Raw genomic sequence first — 21600 nt, forward strand, 5'->3', positions numbered from 1 at the left:
ATTTACCCTTGTTTGAATTAAATAATTTTGATGCAATACAAATTGGCTTAGCATCTCCAGAACAAATAAGACAATGGTCAAGAGGAGAAGTTAAGAAACCAGAAACTATTAACTATAGAACTTTAAAACCAGAGAGAGATGGTTTATTCTGCGAAAGAATTTTTGGACCAATGAAAGATTGGGAATGTCACTGTGGAAAGTACAAAAGAGTAAGATATAAAGGGATAGTTTGTGATAGATGTGGAGTTGAAGTCACAAAAGCTAAAGTGAGAAGAGAAAGAATGGGGCATATAGAATTAGCTGCCCCAGTATCTCATATTTGGTACTTTAAAGGAATTCCATCAAGAATGGGATTGATTTTAGATATGTCGCCAAGAGCTTTGGAAAAAGTTTTATACTTTGCATCTTATATAGTGATAGATCCGAAGGAAACACCACTATTGAAGAAGCAGCTTCTTAATGAAAAGGAATATAGAGAAGCTGTAGATAAATATGGAGATGAAAGCTTTGTAGCAGGCATGGGAGCTGAAGCAATTCAAGATTTACTAAATGAAATTGATTTAGTAACTTCTTCAAAAGAACTTAAAGAAGAATTAAAGCAAAGTTCGGGACAAAAGAAAGTTAGAATTATTAGAAGACTAGAAGTTGTAGAATCGTTTAGAAAATCAGGCAATGATCCACAGTGGATGGTCATAAATGTGATACCAGTAATACCACCAGATTTAAGACCTATGGTTCAATTAGATGGAGGAAGATTTGCGACATCTGATTTAAATGATTTATATAGAAGAGTAATAAACAGAAATAACAGATTAAAGAAGTTATTAGATTTAGGTGCTCCAGATATAATTGTGAGAAATGAAAAAAGAATGCTTCAAGAGGCAGTAGATGCACTTATTGATAATGGTAGAAGAGGAAGACCAGTAACTGGACCTGGAAATAGACCTTTAAAATCTCTTTCAGATATGTTAAAAGGTAAACAAGGTAGATTTAGACAAAACTTACTTGGTAAGAGAGTTGACTACTCAGGTAGATCAGTTATCGTTGTTGGTCCAGAATTAAAAATGTATCAATGCGGACTTCCTAAGGAAATGGCAATAGAATTATTTAAACCATTTGTTATGAAAAAGCTTGTACAAGATGGAATAGCTCATAATATAAAGAGCGCCAAGAGAATGGTTGAAAGAGTATTACCACAAGTATGGGATGTATTGGAAGAGGTAATTGCAGATCATCCAGTATTACTTAACCGTGCACCTACATTGCACAGACTTGGTATTCAAGCATTCCAACCTGTATTAGTAGAAGGTAGAGCAATAAAACTTCATCCGTTAGCATGTACAGCTTATAACGCTGACTTTGATGGGGACCAAATGGCTGTCCATCTTCCATTGTCAGTAGAAGCTCAAGCAGAAGCTAGATTCTTAATGCTAGCTGCAACAAATATTTTGAAGCCATCAGATGGTAAACCAGTTTGTGTTCCAACACAAGATATGATTCTTGGATCATACTATTTAACCATGGATAAGAATGGTGCAAAAGGGGATGGAATGACATTCTCAAGCAAAGATGAAGCTATAATGGCATATGAAGTTAAAGAAATTGATATACATGCTCAAATAAATGTTAGAATGTTTAGAGAAATTGATGGTGTAGTTAAGTCTAAGATAATTAAAACTACAGTTGGAAAGATTATATTTAATGAATCAATTCCGCAAAACTTGGGATTAATCAATAGAGAAAATGAAGAAGATATGTTCAATTTAGAAGTTGATTTCTTAGCTACGAAAAAGTCATTAGGAACGATAATCGATCAATGTTACATGAAGCATGGTCCGGTTAAAACATCTATAATGCTTGATAATATTAAAGCATTAGGGTATCATTATTCATCAATCGGCGCTGTAACAGTTGCTTCATCAGATATAATAGTTCCAAAAGTGAAATATGATTTACTTAAGGAAGCAGATGAAACGATCGAAAAGATTGAAAAGATGTATAAGAGAGGTTTCATATCTGATGAAGAAAGATATGAAAGAGTTATAGAAAAATGGACTCAGACAACTGAAGATGTAGCCAATGCATTAATGGATAGTCTTGATAAATTTAATCCGATATATATGATGGCTGATTCTGGAGCCAGAGGATCAAAATCTCAGATTAAGCAATTAGCTGGTATGAGAGGTCTTATGGCCAGTCCGTCAGGTAAGATTATAGAGTTGCCTATAAGAGCATCATTTAAAGAAGGATTAGATGTAATAGAATATTTCTTGTCTACTCATGGAGCTAGAAAAGGTAATGCAGATACAGCGTTAAAGACGGCGGATTCTGGATATTTAACTAGAAGACTTGTTGACGTTTCTCAAGATGTTATTGTAAGAGAAGAAGATTGTGGTACAGATGAAGGAATATTTGTAAGTGAAATTAAAGAAGGTAATGAAGTTATCGAAGAATTAAGAGAAAGATTAATTGGTAGATATACAGCAGAAGATATTGTTGATCCAAAAACTGGTGATATAGTACATCCAAAAAATGAATATATGGATCCGTATGCAGCTGACAAGATAGTTTCAGCAGGAATTAAGAAAGTAAAAATTAGATCTGTGTTCACTTGCAAATGTAAAGTTGGTGTGTGTGCTAGATGTTATGGTATGAATATGGCAACAGCTAAAAAGATTGATATTGGAGAAGCTGTTGGAATAATAGCAGCACAATCAATTGGAGAACCAGGTACACAGCTTACAATGAGAACATTCCATACCGGTGGAGTTGCAGGAGCAGATATCACTCAAGGTTTACCTAGAGTTGAAGAACTATTTGAAGCTAGAAAGCCAAAAGGGCTTGCAATAGTAAGTGAAATTGCTGGTACTGCGAGAATAGAAGAGACGAAGAAGAAGAGAACAGTAATAATTATGGGTGCTGATGGAGAAGAACGTAGTTACGATATACCTTTTGGATCAAGATTGAGAGTCAATGAAAGTGATTATATTGAAGCTGGTGATGAAATTACAGAAGGTTCAGTAAATCCTCATGATATAATGAGCATAAAAGGAATAGATGGAGCAAGAAGATATTTACTTTCGGAGGTTCAAAAGGTTTATAGACTACAAGGTGTTGATATCAATGATAAACACTTAGAAGTAGTTGTTAGACAAATGACTAGAAAGATAAAAATTGTTGACTCGGGAGATACAGAATTATTACCAGGAACTATGATTGATATGTTTGATTTCTATGAAGAAAATGCTAGAGTAAGAGAATTTGGTGGAGAAGAAGCAAAAGGAGAACAAACTCTACTAGGTATAACTAAGGCAGCATTAGCAACTGATAGTTTTCTATCAGCAGCTTCGTTCCAAGAAACGACAAGAGTTCTAACAGAAGCAGCAATTAAAGGAAAAGTTGATCCTTTAGTTGGATTAAAAGAAAATGTAATAATTGGTAAGCTTATTCCAGCTGGTACTGGAATGATGAGATATAGATCTTTAAAGGTGGAAACAGATAGTGAATTGGTTGAAGAAACTATTGGAGAAACTGTTGAAGAATAAGCATGTATTATATTGACATGTGTAAAATTAAATGATAAAATACAATTTGTGTGATTTTAAATGTGAAATCACACAAATTAATGTGAATATATCATTTTATAAAAGTAAATTTATAGCTTAATACATAGGATATTGATTTATTGTGTAAAATTTAGGTATATTTGATAAGTTGTATGATATACTAATTCATATAACTTGATAAATTAGTGTTTATCTTAATTTTAAAATAGATAAATAAATTTCAGGAGGTGAAAAAATGCCAACTATTAGCCAATTAGTAAGAAAAGGCAGAAAAACAGCAGTAGTTAAATCAACTGCACCAGCACTTAAAGAGTGTCCTCAAAAAAGAGGTGTATGTACAGTAGTTAAAACAACAACTCCTAAAAAACCTAACTCAGCGTTAAGAAAAATTGCCAGAGTTAGATTAACAAATGGATTTGAAGTAACTGCATATATTGGTGGAGTAGGTCACAACTTACAAGAACATAGTGTTGTTCTTATAAGAGGTGGAAGAGTTAAAGACCTTCCTGGTGTTAGATACCATATCGTAAGAGGTGCGCTAGACTGCGCTGGAGTAGCTAACAGATTACAAGGAAGATCAAAGTACGGTGCTAAGAGACCTAAGAAGAAATAGGAATTTTAACAAAGAATAGTGCTTATCTTCAACAGAAATTATAGATTTTATTTTGAGTTTATATAGATGTAAAAGATGTAGCACTTTACGGTATGAAAAATACCGAGTACCGATGAACTTAAATTTAAAATGTTAAGGAGGGAAGAAAAGTGCCAAGAAAAGGACATATCGCAAAAAGAGACGTATTACCAGATCCAGTATACAATTCAAAGGTTGTTACTAAATTTATAAATAGTATAATGGAAGATGGTAAGAAGGGTGTAGCCCAAAAGATATGCTATGAAGCATTTGAATTAATAGCAAAAAGAAGTGGAAAAGAAGCTTTAGAAGTATTTGAAGAAGCTATGAACAATGTAATGCCATTACTAGAAGTTAAAGCTAGAAGAATAGGTGGTGCTACTTATCAAGTTCCAATCGAAGTTAGACCAGAAAGAAGACAGACATTAGGAATAAGATGGATGTTAATAGCAGCTAGAAAAAGAGGCGAAAAGCTAATGAGTGAAAGAGTTGCTGGTGAATTATTAGATGCATCTAATAATACAGGAGCAGCTGTTAAGAAGAGAGAAGATACTCATAAAATGGCAGAAGCTAATAAGGCATTTGCTCATTACAGATACTAATATCTATAAAACTGTTTTGGCTTATGCTAAGGCAGTTTTGTCAAATTAAATTATATTTTACTCATTGAGAGGAGGACAAATAAATGGCTAGAAAATATCCTTTAGATAAATTCCGTAACTTCGGTATAATGGCTCATATAGATGCTGGTAAGACAACAACTACTGAACGTATATTGTTCTATACAGGAGTGAGTCACAAAATAGGGGAAGTTCATGATGGTGAAGCTACAATGGACTGGATGGTTCAAGAACAAGAAAGAGGTATAACAATTACTTCAGCAGCAACTTCATGTTTCTGGAAAGAACATGAACTTAATATTATAGATACTCCTGGTCACGTAGACTTCACAGTTGAAGTTGAAAGATCATTAAGAGTACTTGATGGAGCTGTTACAGTTCTTGATGCAAAGAGCGGTGTTGAACCACAAACTGAAACTGTTTGGAGACAGGCGGATAAGTATGGTGTGCCAAGAATGATTTATGTAAATAAAATGGATGCAACAGGTGCTGATTTCTTTAGATGTATTCAAACAGTTAAAGATAGATTAAAAGCAAACGCAGTTCCGATTCAGATTCCAGTAGGTAGCGAACAAGGCTTCAAAGGAATGGTTGACCTTATAAAGAATGTTGCTTTTATATTCTATGATGATCTTGGAAAAGATATGAGAGAAGAAGCTATACCAGCTGAATATGCTGATCAAGCTGAAGAATACAGAGCAGCAATGATAGAAGCTATTGCTGAAACAGATGAAGAATTAATGGAAAAGTATTTAGAAGGTGAAGAACTTACAATTGAAGAATTAAAAGCTGCTTTAAGAAAAGCTACAATTGCTAACGAAATATATCCTTGTATTTGTGGTTCTTCATACAAAAACAAAGGTGTTCAAGAAATGATTGATGGAGTTGTAGATTACTTACCATCACCATTAGATGTTCCAGCAATAAAAGGAACAACATTAGATGGAGAAGAAGATCATAGAAATTCTTCAGACTCTGAACCATTATCAGCTTTAGCATTTAAAATAGCTACTGATCCATTTGTTGGTAAATTGGCATTTACAAGAATATATTCTGGCGTAATGCAGAGTGGTTCATATGTTCTTAACTCAACAAAAGGTAAGAAAGAAAGAATCGGTAGACTTGTTAAGATGCATTCAAATTCAAGATCAGAAGTTGAATCATTAGAAGCAGGGGAAATTGGTGCAGTAATTGGATTAAAAAACACTACAACAGGTGATACTTTATGTGCAGAAAATAGTCCAATAATTCTTGAAGCTATGGAGTTCCCAGAACCAGTTATAAGAGTAGCTATTGAACCAAAGACAAAAGATGCTCAAGAAAAGATGGGTATGGCATTAGCTAAATTAGCAGAAGAAGATCCTACATTTAAGACTTGGACTGATACAGAAACAGGTCAAACAATTATTGCGGGTATGGGAGAGCTTCACTTAGAAATAATTGTTGATAGACTTCAAAGGGAATTTAAAGTTGAATGTAATGTTGGAGCACCTCAGGTTGCTTATAAGGAAACAATTAGATCAGCTGTTAAAGCAGAAGCTAAATATGCTAAACAATCAGGTGGTAAAGGACAATACGGTCATGCTGTAATTGAAATGGAACCAACTGAAGGCGAATATGTATTTGAAAATGCTGTTGTTGGAGGAGCTATTCCTAAGGAATACATACCAGCTATTGATGCAGGTATTCAAGAAGCATCTAAAAATGGTATAATTGCAGGCTATAATGTTATTAACTTCAAAGTTAAATTAGTACACGGTTCATACCATGAAGTTGACTCATCTGAAATGGCATTTAAAATAGCAGGTTCTATGGCATTTAAGAATGCAATGGCTAAAGCAAGCCCTGTACTTCTTGAACCAATGATGAAAGTTGAAGTAACAGTTCCAGAAGAATACATGGGAGATGTTATCGGAGATATCAATTCAAGAAGAGGTATAATGGAAGGTATGGAAGCTCTTAATGGAGCGCAAGTTATTAGAGCGTTTGTTCCATTATCAGAAATGTTTGGATATGCTACTACTTTAAGATCTAGAACTCAAGGTAGAGGAGTTTACTCAATGGTATTTGATCACTATGATGAAGTTCCAAAGAATATTCAAGAACAAATTGCAGGTAGCAGAGCTAAATAAAGAGTAATATAAAGTTTTTATCATATTGTATATTAAATTATTTTACGGAGCATATAATGTGTTTTAATAATTTTTATATAATATGGTAAAAAACTTGAATAATAAATATAGATATTAAAATATCTATAAGTTATAATATTTACGAAAAGATTCTTTAAATTATGTCTATCAAGGGAGGAAAATTATAATGGCAAAAGCAAAGTATGAAAGAAGTAAGCCACACGTTAATATTGGAACAATAGGTCACGTAGACCATGGTAAGACAACATTAACAGCAGCAATCACAACAGTATTAGCAAATAAAGGATTTGCAGAAGCATTTAACTATGCAGATATTGATAAGGCTCCAGAAGAAAAAGAAAGAGGAATCACAATCAATACAGCACACGTTGAGTACCAAACAGAAAACAGACACTATGCGCACGTTGACTGTCCAGGGCATGCTGACTATGTTAAGAACATGATCACAGGAGCAGCACAAATGGATGGAGCTATCTTAGTTGTATCAGCAGCAGATGGTCCAATGCCACAAACAAGAGAACATATACTACTAGGATCAAGAGTTGGTATCCAATATATCGTAGTATTCTTAAATAAAGCAGATATGGTAGACGATCCAGAATTATTAGAATTAGTAGAAATGGAAGTAAGAGAATTATTAAGTGAATATGACTTCCCAGGAGACGATATTCCAGTAATAACAGGATCAGCATTAAAAGCATTAGAAAATCCAACAGATGAAGAAGCAATTAAGCCAATCATGGATTTAATGGAAGCAGTAGATAGCTATATCCCAACTCCAGAAAGAGCAACAGATAAGCCGTTCTTAATGCCAATCGAAGATGTATTCACAATTACAGGAAGAGGAACAGTTGCAACAGGAAGAGTTGAAGCTGGAGTACTTCATGTAGGAGATGAAGTAGAAATCGTTGGATTAAGTGAAGAAAAGAAGAAAGTTGTAGTAACTGGAATCGAAATGTTCAGAAAGTTATTGGATGAAGCGCAAGCAGGAGATAACATCGGAGCATTATTAAGAGGAGTTCAAAGAACTGATATTGAAAGAGGTCAAGTTTTATCAAAACCAAATTCAGTACATCCTCATACTAAATTTGTAGGTCAAGTATACGTACTTAAGAAAGAAGAAGGTGGAAGACATACTCCATTCTTCGATGGATACAGACCACAATTCTACTTCAGAACAACAGACGTTACAGGATCAATCAAATTACCAGACGGAATGGAAATGGTAATGCCTGGAGATCACATTGATATGAATGTTGAATTAATCACTCCAATCGCAATGGATGAAGGATTAAGATTTGCTATCAGAGAAGGCGGAAGAACTGTAGGTTCTGGAGTTGTTACTAAAATAGTAGAATAAGATACATTTATATTTGACGGTAAAAGCAAGGTATAATTTCCTTGCTTTTATTTTATGAATTATATAATTTAGTTAGTATTTCATAATAAAATCGGATTGTTATCACAAATATTTATTTATTATCGCAAAATAAATCATAACAAACTGATATAAAATTTTTAGTAAAGATAATTAAAAAATCACCCAATATAAGGAATTAAAAAAAAATAGGAAAATGTAAAAAAAAGCTTGAAAAGACAATATAACAATAGTATAATTAAGAAGTTGCATAGCATACAGCGAGGATTCAAGAGGTTGCCGGACTTCCGGGTAATTCTTGATGAGTAAGTTTGGATCTAGAATCCGACGACAGGGATTCTGTATTAGGTTTGGATATCACGAAACACCTGGAACAGTTTACAGAATAGCCGCTGTTGTGCGTTAGAAGTAAAACGTACATAAAAGGAGGGAAATGAAATGTCAAAGCAAAAAATAAGAATTAGATTAAAGGCTTTTGATCATACAATTTTAGATCAATCAGCTGAAAAAATTGTTGAAACTGCAAAAACATCAGGAGCTAAGGTTGTAGGACCAGTGCCACTACCAACTGAAAAAGATGTTGTTACAATATTAAGAGCGGTTCACAAGTACAAAGATTCAAGAGAACAATTTGAGATAAGAACTCATAAGAGATTAATCGATATTGTTAATCCATCACCTAAAACTGTTGATGCATTAATGAGATTAAATCTTCCAGCGGGTGTTGATATAGAAATCAAGCTTTAGTACTGGAAATAATATAAAAACGGCTAGTTATGATTGTTAACAGTCCGCTAATTAGTTTGGGAGGTGTAAATACATGAAAAAAGCTATAATTGGAAGAAAAGTTGGAATGACACAAATTTTTGATGAAAAAGGAAAAGTGATTCCTGTAACTGTAGTAGAAGCTGGCCCATGTGTTGTTGTTCAAAAGAAAACATTAGAAAATGATGGTTATGAAGCAATACAAGTTGGTTTCGATGAAATAAGAGAAAAATTAGCTAATAAGCCAAGAAAAGGTCACTTTGCTAAGGCTGGAGCTACTTTAAGAAGAACTCTTAAAGAATTTAGACTTGACGATATAAGTCAATACGAAGTTGGAAATGAAATAAAAGCTGATGTATTTGGAGCAGGAGATAAAGTTGATGTATCTGCAGTATCTAAGGGAAAGGGTTTCCAAGGATCAATTAAAAGATGGAATCAACAAAGAGGACCTATGACTCATGGTTCTAAGTTCCATAGAGCGCCAGGTTCAATGGGAGCTTCATCAGATCCATCTAGAACATTCAAAAACAAGAGAATGCCAGGACATATGGGATCTGTAAATACAACAGTACTTAATTTAGAAGTTGTTAAAGTAATAGCTGAAAAGAATTTAATACTAATTAAGGGTGGAATCCCAGGACCTAATAAAGGTACAGTAGTAATTAAAGATACAGTTAGAGCTTAATTTCTTTGAAGAAAGGAGGAAATAAAATGCCTACAGTAGGAGTATTTAATAAAGAAGGAAATAAAGTTGCAGATATGGAATTAAATGAAAATGTATTTGCAGCAGAAATTAATGAATATGCATTGCACCAAGTAGTAGTTGCATTATTAGCTAACAAAAGACAAGGAACTCAATCAACTAAAACTAGATCTGAAGTTAGAGGAGGCGGAATCAAGCCTTGGAGACAAAAGGGTACTGGAAGAGCAAGACAAGGTTCTATCAGATCACCACAATGGATCAAAGGTGGAATTGTATTCGCACCAAAGCCAAGAGACTACAGAGTTTCAGTTCCAAAGAGTATGAGAAAGGTTGCTATGAAATCTGCTTTAACTAGCAAGGTTCAAGATAATCAAATGATAGTTCTTGATTCGTTAAATTTTGAAGCACCAAAAACTAAGAGTATGATAGAAATGCTAAAGGCTTTAGAAGCTAATAAAGCATTAATTATAACAGCTGAATCAAATGAAGTTGTTTATAAGTCAGCAAGAAACATTCAAGGAATAAGTGTTATTCCTGCAAACAACATCAATGTATATGATTTATTAAAATATGAAAAATTAATCATAACTAAAGATGCTGTATCAAAAATTGAGGAGGTGTACGCATAATGAAATTAACAAGCCATGATATAATAAGAAAGCCAATCATAACTGAAAAAAGTATGGCGTCTATGGCCGAAAAAAGGTACACTTTCATAGTTCATGTTGATGCTAATAAATCTCAAATAAAGAGAGCTGTGGAAGAAGTTTTCAATGTTAAAGTTGAATCTGTTAACACTATAAACGGCTTAGGTAAAACTAAGAGAATGGGCGTACATGTAGGTAAGAGATCAGATTACAAGAAAGCTATAGTTACATTAACTGAAGAAAGTAATGGAATTGAATTCTTCGAGGGAATGCAATAATAGTAGAATAAAGCCATTATTGGTGATCAACACCAGAGAAGCTTGAAGAAGGAGGGAATTTTAAATGGCAGTTAAAAAGTTTAACCCTATTACACCAGCAAGAAGACAAATGACTATGCCAACTTTTGAAGAAATAACTTCACAAGAACCAGAAAAGTCACTTCTTGTTGCATTAAAGAGTAAAGCGGGTAGAAATGCTCAAGGTAAAATTACTGTTAGACATCGTGGCGGCGGTGTTAAGAGAAAATATAGAATAATAGACTTTAAAAGAAATAAAGATGAAATCCCAGCAAAGGTTGCAACTATAGAATATGATCCAAACAGATCAGCATATATTGCTCTTGTTATATATAGCGATGGAGAAAAGAGATATATTCTTGCGCCTGCAGGATTAAAAGTTGGAGATGTAATAGAGTCTGGAGTTAATGCTGATATCAAACCTGGTAATGCACTTCCATTAAAGAACATACCAGTAGGTACAGTTATTCACAATATAGAGTTACAAAGAGGTAAAGGTGGTCAATTAGTTAGAGCAGCAGGTGGATCAGCTCAATTAATGGCTAAAGAAGGAGATTATGCAACTCTTAGATTACCATCAGGTGAAATGAGATATGTAAGAATCGAATGTAGAGCTACAATAGGAACACTTTCTAATGCGACAAACGATATTGTTAATATCGGTAAAGCTGGTAGAAAGAGACATATGGGATGGAGACCAACAGTTAGAGGATCTGTAATGAACCCTAATGATCACCCTCATGGTGGTGGTGAAGGTAAGTCTCCAGTTGGTAGACCAAGTCCAGTTACTCCATGGGGTAAACCAGCACTTGGATACAAAACTAGAAAGACTAAGAAATATTCAGATAAATTTATTATCAAAGATAGAAGAGCTAAGTAGTTTGAGGAGAATAGTAAGTTCTCTTCACAACTTAGACCTTAGTGTTTATGAAGGGAGGCATATTAGTGAGTAGATCAACAAAGAAAGCACCTTTTGTTCATGAGGGACTTTTTAAGAAAATAGAAGAAATGAATGGTAATGGAGAAAAAAAGGTTGTTAAGACTTGGTCAAGAAGTTCAACAATTTTTCCACAATTCATAGGTCATACAATTGCTGTTCATGATGGAAGAAAGCATGTACCAGTATATATATCAGAAGATATGGTTGGCCATAAATTAGGTGAGTTTGTATTAACTAGAACTTATAAAGGTCATGACGATAAAACATCAAAAAGATAGCCTGGAAAGGAGGATCATAAATGGAAGCTAGAGCTATAGCAAAATATATTAGAATGTCTCCAACAAAGGTAGGAGTAATTCTTGATTTAATAAGAGGAAAACAAGTTAACGAAGCTTTTGCTATTTTACAATATACTCCAAGAGAAGCAGCGGTAGTTATAAATAAAGTTTTAAAATCAGCTGTTGCTAATGCAGAAAACAATTTGGAATTGAATGCTGATAACTTATATGTTTCAGAGTGTTTCGTTGGTCAAGGATCAACATTAAAGAGATTCCAACCTCATGCTCAAGGTAGAGCATTTAAAATATTAAAGAAAACAAGCAATATAACAGTAGTTGTTAAAGAAAGAGCTTAATAAGATAAAAGGAGGGAAAAGCAAGTGGGTCAAAAAGTAAATCCTCATGGCCTTAGAGTAGGTGTTATCAAGGGATGGGACGCAAAATGGTATGCTAACAAGAAAAACTTTGCTGATAATCTTATAGAAGATAACAAGATCAGAAAATTTGTGAAAAAGGAACTTTTTTCTGCAGGTATTTCTAAAATTGAAATTGAAAGAGCTGCGAAAAGAGTAAAATTAAACATATATACAGCAAAGCCTGGTGTTATAATAGGTAAAGGTGGATCTGGAATTGAGGCTTTAAAAAATAAATTAACTCAATTCGTTGAAAATAAGAATGTTTTAATAAACATAGTTGAAGTTAAAAGTGCAGAAGCTGATGCACAATTAATGGCTGAAAATATTGCTGCACAATTAGAAAAAAGAATTTCATTCAGAAGAGCTATGAAGCAAACAATGCAAAGAGCTATGAAACACGGAATAAAAGGTGTAAAAACTGCTTGTTCTGGTAGATTAGGTGGAGCAGAAATAGCAAGAACTGAACATTATCATGAAGGAACAATTCCACTACAAACATTAAGAGCTGATATCGATTATGGATTTGCTGAAGCAGATACAACATATGGAAAAATCGGAGTTAAGGTTTGGGTTTATAATGGAGAAGTTCTTCCAACTAAGAAAGTAGAAAAGGAAGAGGCTAACGCATAGGAAAGGAGGAATAGATCATGTTAATGCCTAAAAGGGTAAAACATCGTAAGGTGCAACGTGGTAGAATGAAAGGTAAAGCTACAAGAGGTAATTTCTTAGCTTATGGTGATTACGGAATCCAAGCGCTAACTTGTGGATGGATAACAAGTAACCAAATTGAATCTGCCAGAATTGCTATCAATAGATACATTAAAAGAGGTGGAAAACTTTGGATAAAGATTTTCCCAGATAAACCAGTTACAGAAAAGCCAGCTGAAACAAGAATGGGTTCAGGTAAAGGATCACCAGAATACTGGGTTGCAGTAGTTAAACCAGGTAGAGTACTATTTGAATTATCAGGAGTACCAGAAGAAACTGCAAGAGAAGCAATGAGACTTGCTTCACATAAACTTCCTGTAAAAACAAAATTTGTTTCAAAAAGAGATTTTGAGGAAATGGGTGGTGAAGAATAATGAAGGCTAGAGAATTAAAAGAATTGAAATCAAGCAATCCTCAAGATTTAACAGTTAAATTGGGCGATCTTAAAGCGGAGTTATTTAATTTAAGATTTCAATTAGCTACAGGACAATTAGAAAATCCAATGAGAATAAGAGAAGTTAAGAAATCTATAGCCCAAATAAAAACCATCTTAAGAGAAGAAGAATTAAAAGCATTGGAACAATAAAAGTTGGAAGGAGGTAAGCCCTAATGGAAAGATCATTAAGAAAGAAAAGAATTGGTAGGGTTGTTTCTGATAAAATGGAAAAAACTATTGTAGTTGCCGTTGAAACTAAGGTTAGACACCCATTATACGGTAAGACAGTTAATAGAACTACAAAGTTTAAAGTACATGATGAGAATAATGAAGCTAAAATTAATGATAGAGTATCAATAATGGAAACTAGACCTTTATCTAAAGATAAGAGATGGAGACTTGTTGAAATAGTTGAAAAGGCTAAATAAGCTTTAAAACTGAAAGGAGGGTAATTTAATGATACAACAACAAACCTTATTAAAGGTTGCAGATAATTCAGGTGCAAAAGAAATTATGTGTATCAGAGTATTAGGTGGATCTAAAAGAAAGTTTGGTAATATCGGCGATGTTATAGTTGCTAGCGTTAAAAGTGCAACACCAGGTGGAGTTGTTAAAAAAGGTGATGTTGTAAAGGCAGTTGTAGTTAGATCAGTAAAAGGTGTAAGAAGAGCTGATGGTTCATATATTAAATTTGATGAAAACGCAGCAGTTATAATCAAAGATGATAAGCAACCAAGAGGAACTCGTATCTTTGGACCTGTTGCTAGGGAGCTAAGAGATAAAGAATTCACTAAAATTTTATCATTAGCACCAGAAGTTCTATAAGAGGAGGTGGCCAACTTGAAGATACATGTAAGAAAGAATGATACAGTTATTGTTATATCTGGAAAAGATAAAGGCAAAACTGGTGAAGTGTTAAAAGCGTATCCAAAGACAGGAAAAGTTCTTGTTCAAGGAGTTAATATAGTTAAAAAACATCAAAAAGCTAATAAGGGTCAAGTTGAAAGCGCTATAATTGAAAAAGAAGCAGCGATCAACAGCTCAAAAGTTATGTTATATTGTAACAAATGTAAGAATGCGACTAGAATTAGTAACAAAGTTTTAGATGATGGTACTAAGGTTAGAGTATGTAAAAAATGCGGAGAAACATTCTAGATTTTGAAAGGAGGTAACTAATATGACAAGACTTCAAGAAAAATATCAAAAAGAAGTAGTTCCAGCTATGATTGAAAAGTTCGGATATAAAAACATAATGGAAGTACCAAAGCTAGAGAAGATAGTAATCAATATGGGAGTTGGAGAAGCTAAGGAAAATCAAAAAGTGCTAGAATCAGCAGTTAATGATTTGACTTTAATAGCAGGTCAAAAGCCTGTATTAACAAGAGCTAAAAAGTCTGTAGCTAACTTTAAAATTAGAGAAAACATGCCATTAGGATGCAAAGTTACTCTAAGAAAAGCTAACATGTTTGAGTTTGCTGATAAACTAATGAGCATCGCACTACCAAGAGTTAGAGATTTCAGAGGGGTTTCTAGCAAAGCTTTTGATGGTAGAGGAAATTATTCATTAGGAATTAAAGAACAATTAATATTCCCAGAAATAGAATATGATAAGATAGATAAAGTTAGAGGAATGGATATAATCTTCGTTACTTCAGCTAACACTGACGAAGAAGCTAGGGAATTATTAAGATTCCTTGGAATGCCATTCGCTCAATAATAAGGAGGGAAACACATTGGCACGTAAGGCTATTATTGAAAAGTGGAGCAAAACTCCTAAATACAAGACAAGAGCTTATACAAGATGTAGAATATGTGGAAGACCACATGCTGTATTAAAAAAATATGGAGTATGCCGTATTTGTTTTAGAGAACTTGCTTATAAGGGCGAAATTCCAGGTTGTAGAAAAGCAAGTTGGTAAGATATACGATGTAACGAAAGGAGGCACATTAAATGGTTATGACAGATCCTATAGCAGATTTATTAACTCGTGTAAGAAATGCTAATGCTGTAAGACATGAAGTGGTAGAAGTACCTTCTTCAAACGTAAAGAAGGAAATTGCAAATATATTATTACAAGAGGGTTATATAAAAGAAATAAATGAATATAACGATGGAGTTGTTCCAATGTTAAGATTATCTCTTAAGTATGGAGCTAATAAAGAAAGAGTTATAACTGGTATTAAGAGAATTTCTAAACCAGGATTAAGAGTTTATTGTAAGAAAGACGAGGTACCAAAAGTTCTTAATGGATTAGGTATCGCTGTTGTTTCAACTTCAAATGGAATAATGGTAGATAGAGAAGCTAGAAAGAACGGATTAGGTGGAGAAGTAATCTGCTACGTTTGGTAATATCTCAGATAAATTAAACTAGATAAAATTGTAAAATGCAATTTTAAAATAATACAGGAGGTGCAATTATGTCAAGAGTAGGTAGATTACCAATAGCTATTCCTGCTGATGTAACTGTTACTGTAACACCAGACAATTTAGTTACAGTTAAGGGACCAAAAGGTGAATTAGTTAAAACTATGCATAAAGATATTAGCATAGCTGTTGAAAACAATGAAGTAATTGTTACTAGACATAGTGAACAAAAAGATCACAGAGCTCTTCACGGTTTAACAAGAGCATTAATTAATAATATGGTAATTGGAGTAAAACAAGGTTACCAAAAAACTTTAGATTTAGTTGGTGTTGGTTATAGAGCTCAATTACAAGGTAAAAAGCTTGTAATGAACCTTGGATATTCACATCCAGTTGAAATTGAACCTATTGACGGAATCACATTTGAAACTCCAGCTGCAACTAGAGTAATAGTTAGTGGAATCGACAAAGAAAAAGTTGGATTTGCTGCAGCGGATATAAGAAAATGGAGAGTACCAGAACCATATAAGGGTAAAGGTATTAAGTATGAAAATGAAGTGATCAGACGTAAAGAAGGTAAGACTGGTAAGAAATAATAGAAAGGAGTGAGTTTTATGTTCAAAAAGGTAGACAAAAAGGCGAGCAGAGAAAAACGTCACCTTAGAGTTCGTAAAAAAGTTTTTGGAACTGCGGAAAGACCAAGACTTTCAGTATTTAAGAGTGAAAAGAATATATATGCACAAGTTATTGATGATATAAATGGTGTTACATTAGTAGCTGCTTCAAGTTTAGAAAAAGATTTTGCTGCAAAAGGCGGAAACAAAGAAGGTGCTAAACTTGTAGGTGAATTAGTAGCTAAAAAAGCTATAGAAAAAGGAATTGACGTAGTGGTATTTGATAGAGGCGGATACATATATCACGGAAGAATTCAAGAATTAGCACAAGCAGCTAGAGAAGCTGGCTTGAAATTCTAATTAAACAAGGAGGGAAATAAATGAGAATCGATCCTAGTACACTAGACCTTAAAGAAAAGGTTGTTTTCATAAACAGAGTTACTAAGGTTGTTAAGGGTGGTAGAAACTTCAGATTCAGCGCTCTAGTTGTTGTCGGAGACGAGAACGGACACGTTGGCGTTGGAATGGGTAAGTCAATCGAAATCCCAGAAGCAATAAAAAAAGGAATAGAAGATGCTAAGAAGAACTTAGTAAGCGTTGCAATGGTAGGAACAACAATTCCTCACCAAGTTAATGGTAAGTTCGGAACTGCAAATGTTCTAATTATGCCAGCTAAAGAAGGTACAGGAGTTATTGCTGGAGGTCCAGCAAGAGCAGTACTTGAATTAGCAGGATTAAAGGATGTTAGAGCTAAATCATTAGGTTCAAATAATCCTAATAACATGGTAAATGCAACAATAAACGGATTAGCTAGCTTAAGAACAGTAGAAGATATAGCTAAATTAAGAGGCAAATCTGTTGAAGAAATATTAGGTTAAGGAGATATTGCAATGGCTAAATTAAGAATTACATTAGTTAAGAGCTTAATAGGTAGAAAAAAAGACCATATCGCTACTGCAAATGCTCTTGGACTAACAAAGATAAGAAAAACAGTAGAACCTGAGGCAACACCTCAAGTTCAAGGTATGATAAAAAAGATTGAATATCTATTAAAAGTAGAAGAAGTATAAAAACAAGGAGGTGCACTGAATATGAAACTTCACGAATTAAAACCAGCAGCAGGTAGCAAGAAAGCACCTAAAAGAATTGGTAGAGGTACTGGTTCTGGATTAGGAAGAAATGCTGGTAAAGGTGAAAAGGGTCAAAATGCAAGATCAGGTGGTGGCGTAAGACCTGGTTTTGAAGGCGGTCAAATGCCTTTATATAGAAGACTTCCTAAGAGAGGTTTTACAAACATTTTTGCAAAGAAGATTGTTAGCATAAATCTTGACAGATTAAATATCTTTGAAAATGGTACTGAAGTTACTCCAGAATTATTACTTGAAAGAAGAGTTGTAAGTAAAGTTTTGGATGGAGTAAAGATTCTTGGAAACGGAACATTAGAAAAAAGCTTAACGGTTAAAGGATGTAAGTTCTCTAAGTCTGCTATAGAAAAGATTGAAGCAGCTGGGGGAAAAGTTGAGGTGATGTAAAGTGCTTCAAACTTTAAACAATGCATTCAAAGTTCCTGAACTTAGAAAAAAGATTTTATGGACAGTATTATTAGTTGCAGTTTTCAGGATGGGAAGTCATATTCCTCTTCCTGGAATTAACTCTGATTTTTTAAAAAATCTATCTCAGTCTGGTGGACTATTAGGATTTTATGATATGCTTTCTGGAGGAGCTTTTAGCAGATCCAGTATATTAGCATTAGGAGTTATGCCATACATTAATGCATCAATAATAATTCAATTATTAACTGTTGCTATCCCACAATTGGAGCAACTATCAAAAGAAGGAGATACTGGCAGAAAAAAGATACAAAATGCAACACGTTATGTATCTCTTGGAATAGCTTTTATCTTAGCTTATGGAATTTTTGCAACAATTTCAAGTAGTGGAGCTACAGTTGGATTAACTGCAATCCAAAAGACTATTGTTGTTTTTGCACTAGTGGTTGGAACAACATTTTGTATGTGGTTAGGTGATCAACTTACAGTTAAGGGCATTGGAAATGGTACTTCAATACTAATATTCGTTAATATAATTTCGAGAGTTCCAGCAACAATTGCTTCAATGATGACACTTCAGCAAGCAGGAAGTGCAAGTATTGTGGAAATTGTACTATTTGGAGTATTTACCGTATTTCTACTTGCGACTATACTATATTTTTCTTTATCAGAAAGAAGGATACCTGTGCAGTATGCTGGTAAATTTGCATCAGGCAATAGTAATATGGTTAAATCACAATCAACACATATACCATTAAGTATAATTGGATCAGCGGTTCTTGCTATTATATTTTCTATGTCCGTAATGGATTTTCCAAAAACTATTGCCACATTATTTGGTGGAGTAGGTGAAAGTCAAAAAGAGTGGGCAAAGTGGGTATTAAATAATCCTACATCTGTCTTTAATCAAAAGAGTTGGATGTATATGGTACTATATGCAGTACTGACAATATTCTTTAATTGGTTTTATACTCAGATTACATTTAAACCAGATGAAATGTCTGAGAATTTGCATAAATCGGCAGGATTTGTGCCTGGAGTAAGGCCAGGTGAAGAAACCACAACATATTTTGAAAGAGTTTTAAACAGACTATCTTTTATTGGAGGTATATTAGCAGCGGTATTGGCTGTAACTCCAGTTATAATACAAAACTATACACAATTTCAAAATATAGCTTTTTCAGGAACTGGATTATTAATTGTTATAAATGTTGCGTTAGATTTTACTAGAAAAGTAGAATCACAAATGGTAGTTAGGCACTATAAAGGATTTCTTAAATAGATTAGAATAAATGGAGATGAAGCCAGTGAAGATAGTATTACTAGGTCCTCCTGGAGCTGGAAAGGGAACACAGGCTAAATCAATTAGCAATAAATATTCAATACCACATATTTCTACAGGTGATATTTTCAGAAAGAATATTTCTGAAAACACTCCCTTAGGAATAGAAGCAAAGGGTTATATTGATAACGGACAATTAGTTCCTGATGAAGTAACAATTAATATGGTTAAGGATAGACTGCAACAGGACGATTGTAAGGTCGGATATTTATTAGATGGTTTTCCTAGAACTGTGGCTCAAGCTGATGCTCTTAACAACTTTCTTGTAGATAAGAATGAACAATTAGATACCGCATTGCTTATAAAGGTACCTAATGAATTTATTCTAGAAAGAATGACTGGTAGAAGAGTATGTCCATCATGCGGAGCAAGTTATCATGTTAAATTTAATCCTCCAACAAATGAAGGAAAATGTGATTTGTGTGGAAGTGAAGTTATACAGAGAAAAGATGATACAGTTGAGACTGTAAAGGAAAGACTTGATGTATATCAAAAGGAAACACAACCGCTAATTGAATTTTACGGTGAAAAAGGCTTGCTTTCAGAAGTGGATGGCACAAAAGCTATTAATGAAGTTTTCAGAGGAATATGTGAATTGTTAGGGAACAACAAATAATGATTACTGTAAAGAATCATTATGAAATAGCCATAATGAGAAAAGCAGGTAGAATAGTAGGAGAAACATTGCTATTGCTTGAAAAAGAGGTAAAACCCGGAGTAACAACTGCAAATTTGGATAGAATAGCAGAAGAATTTATAACTAAGCATGGAGCAAAACCTTCATTTAAAGGCTTATATGGTTTTCCTTCGTCACTATGTATTTCAGTAAATGAGCAAGTAATACATGGATTCCCAGGAGAATATGTTCTTAAAGAAGGCGATATAGTTAGTATTGACTGTGGGGCGTTTTTTGATGGATTCCATGGAGATGCTGCAAGAACTTTCTCTGTAGGGGAAGTTTCAGTAGAAGCTCAAAGATTAATTGATATAACAAGAGAAAGTTTTTTCCAAGGTATAAAGTTTGCCAAACAAGGAAATAAATTAACTGATATATCACATGAGATACAAAGCTACGTAGAAGCAGCAGGTTTCTCAGTTGTAAGAGATTTTGTAGGTCATGGGATTGGGCGAAAAGTTCACGAGGATCCTAATGTACCTAATTTCGGAAAGTCTGGTAGAGGTCCGAAATTACTGGAGGGTATGGTGTTAGCAATAGAACCTATGGTTAACGCTGGTACTTATAAGGTTAAGACATTAAAAGATGGATGGACAGTTGTAACAGCGGATTCTTCTTTATCGGCACATTATGAAAATACAGTTGCAATTTTATCAGATGGACCTGAAATATTAACACTGATTAAGTAGAATAAAGAGTGTTGCTTAGTTATAAATTTGCATAATACCGTTGTGGTAGTGTTAATTTATACTAAGGTAATCATAGAGGTGAAAAATTTGCAAAACAATGACTTGATTGGAAAAGTAGTACTTTCAAAAGCAGGAAGAGATAAAGATCACTTATATGTTGTTGTTAGGCAGATAGATGATGATTATGTATTACTAGCTAATGGAGATACAAAATTAATTGAGATGCCTAAGAAGAAAAAAATTAAACACTTAAGTATTTTAGAAGATGTAGATGATGAATTATTATCATTAATAAACTCATGCGATAAGAGTACTAATTTAAAGATTAAGAGATTCCTAAAGCTTAGAGGCATTGTTAAGGAGGGTTGATTACCTTATGTCAAAAGATGATGTTATAGAAATGCAAGGTACGGTATTAGAATCTTTACCAAACGCTATGTTTCAAGTTGAACTTGAAAGTGGCCATAAGATTCTAGCACACATATCAGGTAAATTAAGAATGAACTTCATAAGAATTTTACCAGGAGATAAAGTTACAGTAGAACTTTCTCCTTATGATTTAACCAGAGGTAGAATTACATGGAGAGCAAAATAAAGTAGATATAACTTACATTGATCTACTACAAAAGTAATATGAGGAGGGTTAGCTATGAAAGTAAGACCATCAGTTAAGCCTATTTGTGAAAAGTGCAAAGTAATCAGAAGAAAAGGAAAAGTAATGGTAATCTGTGAAAATCCTAAGCACAAGCAAAAGCAAGGCTAATGATCAAGTTTACAATATTATTTACATTAAAATAAATGTAAATAATATTGACATTTCAGCAAAA

Annotated in this window: 32 protein-coding genes; all 32 read left to right on the top strand. The window is 33.7% G+C overall.

The window, feature by feature from the left end:
* Nucleotides 1–8 precede the first annotated feature (8 nt).
* The 32 genes from rpoC to rpmJ all read left to right on the top strand — a co-directional run bounded on the left by rpoC (nucleotide 9) and on the right by rpmJ (nucleotide 21536).
* Entirely contained in the window at nucleotides 9–3545 is a 3537-nt protein-coding gene (rpoC, locus tag F3K33_RS00890) for a DNA-directed RNA polymerase subunit beta' (protein ID WP_023976907.1), read from the top strand.
* A gap of 256 nt (nucleotides 3546–3801) precedes the next feature.
* Entirely contained in the window at nucleotides 3802–4179 is a 378-nt protein-coding gene (rpsL, locus tag F3K33_RS00895; RefSeq protein ID WP_011967508.1) for a 30S ribosomal protein S12, read from the top strand.
* 149 nt (nucleotides 4180–4328) lie between these two features.
* Nucleotides 4329–4799 carry a 30S ribosomal protein S7 gene (rpsG, locus tag F3K33_RS00900; protein WP_017210137.1) on the top strand — a complete coding sequence of 157 codons (471 nt, stop codon included), beginning with the start codon at nucleotides 4329–4331 and terminating at the stop codon, nucleotides 4797–4799.
* Nucleotides 4800–4882: 83 nt separating this feature from the next.
* Complete coding sequence (fusA, locus tag F3K33_RS00905; RefSeq protein WP_023976906.1) at nucleotides 4883–6949, top strand: elongation factor G; 2067 nt, start codon at nucleotides 4883–4885, stop codon at nucleotides 6947–6949.
* A 187-nt stretch (nucleotides 6950–7136) separates the two neighbouring features.
* Nucleotides 7137–8330, top strand: coding sequence for an elongation factor Tu (gene tuf / locus F3K33_RS00910; protein WP_031276475.1), 1194 nt, complete (start codon nucleotides 7137–7139; stop codon nucleotides 8328–8330).
* A gap of 456 nt (nucleotides 8331–8786) precedes the next feature.
* Nucleotides 8787–9095 carry a 30S ribosomal protein S10 gene (gene rpsJ / locus F3K33_RS00915; RefSeq protein WP_002582605.1) on the top strand — a complete coding sequence of 103 codons (309 nt, stop codon included), beginning with the start codon at nucleotides 8787–8789 and terminating at the stop codon, nucleotides 9093–9095.
* 73 nt (nucleotides 9096–9168) lie between these two features.
* A complete protein-coding gene (gene rplC, locus F3K33_RS00920; RefSeq protein WP_011967511.1) occupies nucleotides 9169–9798 on the top strand; it encodes a 50S ribosomal protein L3 in 630 nt (209 codons plus the stop codon).
* Nucleotides 9799–9824: 26 nt separating this feature from the next.
* Nucleotides 9825–10445 carry a 50S ribosomal protein L4 gene (gene rplD, locus F3K33_RS00925; protein WP_011967512.1) on the top strand — a complete coding sequence of 207 codons (621 nt, stop codon included), beginning with the start codon at nucleotides 9825–9827 and terminating at the stop codon, nucleotides 10443–10445.
* Complete coding sequence (rplW, locus tag F3K33_RS00930; RefSeq protein WP_011967513.1) at nucleotides 10445–10741, top strand: 50S ribosomal protein L23; 297 nt, start codon at nucleotides 10445–10447, stop codon at nucleotides 10739–10741. The genes rplD and rplW overlap by 1 nt, the downstream gene beginning before the upstream one ends.
* A gap of 64 nt (nucleotides 10742–10805) precedes the next feature.
* Nucleotides 10806–11639: a 50S ribosomal protein L2 gene (gene rplB / locus F3K33_RS00935; protein WP_017209698.1), complete on the top strand. Its 834-nt coding sequence runs from the start codon at nucleotides 10806–10808 to the stop codon at nucleotides 11637–11639.
* A gap of 65 nt (nucleotides 11640–11704) precedes the next feature.
* Entirely contained in the window at nucleotides 11705–11977 is a 273-nt protein-coding gene (rpsS, locus tag F3K33_RS00940; protein ID WP_023974821.1) for a 30S ribosomal protein S19, read from the top strand.
* A 20-nt stretch (nucleotides 11978–11997) separates the two neighbouring features.
* The gene (rplV, locus tag F3K33_RS00945; RefSeq protein WP_009167817.1) at nucleotides 11998–12333 is read left to right on the top strand and encodes a 50S ribosomal protein L22; all 336 of its coding nucleotides are present in this window, start codon (nucleotides 11998–12000) and stop codon (nucleotides 12331–12333) included.
* 24 nt (nucleotides 12334–12357) lie between these two features.
* Complete coding sequence (gene rpsC, locus F3K33_RS00950; protein WP_011967516.1) at nucleotides 12358–13023, top strand: 30S ribosomal protein S3; 666 nt, start codon at nucleotides 12358–12360, stop codon at nucleotides 13021–13023.
* 17 nt (nucleotides 13024–13040) lie between these two features.
* Nucleotides 13041–13475, top strand: a complete 435-nt coding sequence (gene rplP / locus F3K33_RS00955) for a 50S ribosomal protein L16 (RefSeq protein WP_008426579.1) — start codon at nucleotides 13041–13043, stop codon at nucleotides 13473–13475.
* Nucleotides 13475–13687 carry a 50S ribosomal protein L29 gene (gene rpmC / locus F3K33_RS00960; protein WP_009167820.1) on the top strand — a complete coding sequence of 71 codons (213 nt, stop codon included), beginning with the start codon at nucleotides 13475–13477 and terminating at the stop codon, nucleotides 13685–13687. Before rplP ends, rpmC begins: the two co-directional genes overlap by 1 nt.
* 23 nt (nucleotides 13688–13710) lie before the next feature.
* The gene (rpsQ, locus tag F3K33_RS00965) at nucleotides 13711–13965 is read left to right on the top strand and encodes a 30S ribosomal protein S17 (RefSeq protein ID WP_011967517.1); all 255 of its coding nucleotides are present in this window, start codon (nucleotides 13711–13713) and stop codon (nucleotides 13963–13965) included.
* A gap of 28 nt (nucleotides 13966–13993) precedes the next feature.
* Entirely contained in the window at nucleotides 13994–14362 is a 369-nt protein-coding gene (rplN, locus tag F3K33_RS00970) for a 50S ribosomal protein L14 (RefSeq protein ID WP_011967518.1), read from the top strand.
* A gap of 15 nt (nucleotides 14363–14377) precedes the next feature.
* Nucleotides 14378–14692 carry a 50S ribosomal protein L24 gene (gene rplX, locus F3K33_RS00975; protein WP_011967519.1) on the top strand — a complete coding sequence of 105 codons (315 nt, stop codon included), beginning with the start codon at nucleotides 14378–14380 and terminating at the stop codon, nucleotides 14690–14692.
* Nucleotides 14693–14714: 22 nt separating this feature from the next.
* On the top strand, nucleotides 14715–15254 hold the full coding sequence (gene rplE / locus F3K33_RS00980) for a 50S ribosomal protein L5 (RefSeq protein WP_023974819.1): 540 nt from the start codon (nucleotides 14715–14717) through the stop codon (nucleotides 15252–15254).
* A 16-nt stretch (nucleotides 15255–15270) separates the two neighbouring features.
* Entirely contained in the window at nucleotides 15271–15456 is a 186-nt protein-coding gene (locus F3K33_RS00985) for a type Z 30S ribosomal protein S14 (protein WP_009167825.1), read from the top strand.
* A 32-nt stretch (nucleotides 15457–15488) separates the two neighbouring features.
* Nucleotides 15489–15887, top strand: coding sequence for a 30S ribosomal protein S8 (gene rpsH, locus F3K33_RS00990; protein WP_008426597.1), 399 nt, complete (start codon nucleotides 15489–15491; stop codon nucleotides 15885–15887).
* Nucleotides 15888–15955: 68 nt separating this feature from the next.
* Entirely contained in the window at nucleotides 15956–16498 is a 543-nt protein-coding gene (rplF, locus tag F3K33_RS00995) for a 50S ribosomal protein L6 (RefSeq protein WP_011967521.1), read from the top strand.
* An 18-nt stretch (nucleotides 16499–16516) separates the two neighbouring features.
* Entirely contained in the window at nucleotides 16517–16876 is a 360-nt protein-coding gene (rplR, locus tag F3K33_RS01000; RefSeq protein WP_011967522.1) for a 50S ribosomal protein L18, read from the top strand.
* Nucleotides 16877–16896: 20 nt separating this feature from the next.
* The gene (gene rpsE / locus F3K33_RS01005) at nucleotides 16897–17394 is read left to right on the top strand and encodes a 30S ribosomal protein S5 (protein WP_011967523.1); all 498 of its coding nucleotides are present in this window, start codon (nucleotides 16897–16899) and stop codon (nucleotides 17392–17394) included.
* 12 nt (nucleotides 17395–17406) lie between these two features.
* The gene (gene rpmD / locus F3K33_RS01010) at nucleotides 17407–17586 is read left to right on the top strand and encodes a 50S ribosomal protein L30 (RefSeq protein WP_011967524.1); all 180 of its coding nucleotides are present in this window, start codon (nucleotides 17407–17409) and stop codon (nucleotides 17584–17586) included.
* Between the two features lie 21 nt (nucleotides 17587–17607).
* Nucleotides 17608–18048 carry a 50S ribosomal protein L15 gene (rplO, locus tag F3K33_RS01015; RefSeq protein ID WP_011967525.1) on the top strand — a complete coding sequence of 147 codons (441 nt, stop codon included), beginning with the start codon at nucleotides 17608–17610 and terminating at the stop codon, nucleotides 18046–18048.
* A 1-nt stretch (nucleotide 18049) separates the two neighbouring features.
* A complete protein-coding gene (secY, locus tag F3K33_RS01020) occupies nucleotides 18050–19348 on the top strand; it encodes a preprotein translocase subunit SecY (RefSeq protein ID WP_039772816.1) in 1299 nt (432 codons plus the stop codon).
* A 25-nt stretch (nucleotides 19349–19373) separates the two neighbouring features.
* The gene (locus F3K33_RS01025; RefSeq protein WP_011967527.1) at nucleotides 19374–20024 is read left to right on the top strand and encodes an adenylate kinase; all 651 of its coding nucleotides are present in this window, start codon (nucleotides 19374–19376) and stop codon (nucleotides 20022–20024) included.
* Complete coding sequence (gene map / locus F3K33_RS01030; protein ID WP_039772814.1) at nucleotides 20024–20773, top strand: type I methionyl aminopeptidase; 750 nt, start codon at nucleotides 20024–20026, stop codon at nucleotides 20771–20773. Before F3K33_RS01025 ends, map begins: the two co-directional genes overlap by 1 nt.
* An 87-nt stretch (nucleotides 20774–20860) precedes the next feature.
* Nucleotides 20861–21142 (top strand): KOW domain-containing RNA-binding protein, encoded by a 282-nt coding sequence (locus F3K33_RS01035; RefSeq protein WP_011967529.1) that lies wholly within the window; start codon nucleotides 20861–20863, stop codon nucleotides 21140–21142.
* Between the two features lie 7 nt (nucleotides 21143–21149).
* A complete protein-coding gene (gene infA / locus F3K33_RS01040; RefSeq protein WP_002582630.1) occupies nucleotides 21150–21368 on the top strand; it encodes a translation initiation factor IF-1 in 219 nt (72 codons plus the stop codon).
* Nucleotides 21369–21422: 54 nt separating this feature from the next.
* Nucleotides 21423–21536, top strand: a complete 114-nt coding sequence (gene rpmJ, locus F3K33_RS01045; RefSeq protein ID WP_003156543.1) for a 50S ribosomal protein L36 — start codon at nucleotides 21423–21425, stop codon at nucleotides 21534–21536.
* Nucleotides 21537–21600: the final 64 nt, after the last annotated feature.

It is taken from the genome of Clostridium beijerinckii, assembly GCF_008705175.1.
In the GTDB taxonomy this organism is placed as follows: domain Bacteria; phylum Bacillota; class Clostridia; order Clostridiales; family Clostridiaceae; genus Clostridium; species Clostridium beijerinckii.